The 498-nt window shown below is 49.8% G+C and carries 2 tRNA genes and 1 rRNA gene; all 3 read right to left on the reverse strand.

From position 1 onward, the window contains the following. Positions 1–113: 113 nt before the first annotated feature. A tRNA-Ala gene (locus tag DMN77_RS23535) sits at positions 114–189 on the reverse strand. A gap of 94 nt (positions 190–283) precedes the next feature. Beyond that, positions 284–360, reverse strand: a tRNA-Ile gene (locus DMN77_RS23540). Between the two features lie 40 nt (positions 361–400). Beyond that, positions 401–498, reverse strand: a 5S ribosomal RNA gene (gene rrf / locus DMN77_RS23545); the annotation flags it as partial.

The raw sequence follows: 498 nt of genomic DNA on the forward strand, positions 1-498 counted from the left end.
ACCACTAATCTATAAACTTGTTTTGACACAAGTTCAGCTTAAAGGAATGTTTCTAAAACGCAAAATTTCGTTTCGTATATCCAGTTTTCAAGGATCAAGTGGTAAAACTTATATGGTGGAGCCAAGGAGGATCGAACTCCTGACCTCCTGCTTGCAAGGCAGGCGCTCTCCCAGCTGAGCTATGGCCCCATATTTTGCCCCAAAATGGACAACACGCTGCGAAGTTTATCCCGGTTGCTTCCGGTACCCGCCTAATACATGAATCCTAGTTATGGGATCTAGATGGTGGGCCCTAGTGGACTCGAACCACCGACCTCACCCTTATCAGGGGTGCGCTCTAACCAACTGAGCTAAGGGCCCATAACTTTATGTTGTTGTGCTTACCCTAGAAAGGGTTTGCGCTTGGCGGCTTCCTACTCTCCCAGGACCCTTCGGTCCAAGTACCATCGGCGCTAGAGGGCTTAACGGTCGTGTTCGGGATGGGTACGTGTGGAACCC

Source organism: Paenibacillus sp. 79R4, assembly GCF_013393165.1.
In the GTDB taxonomy this organism is placed as follows: domain Bacteria; phylum Bacillota; class Bacilli; order Paenibacillales; family Paenibacillaceae; genus Fontibacillus.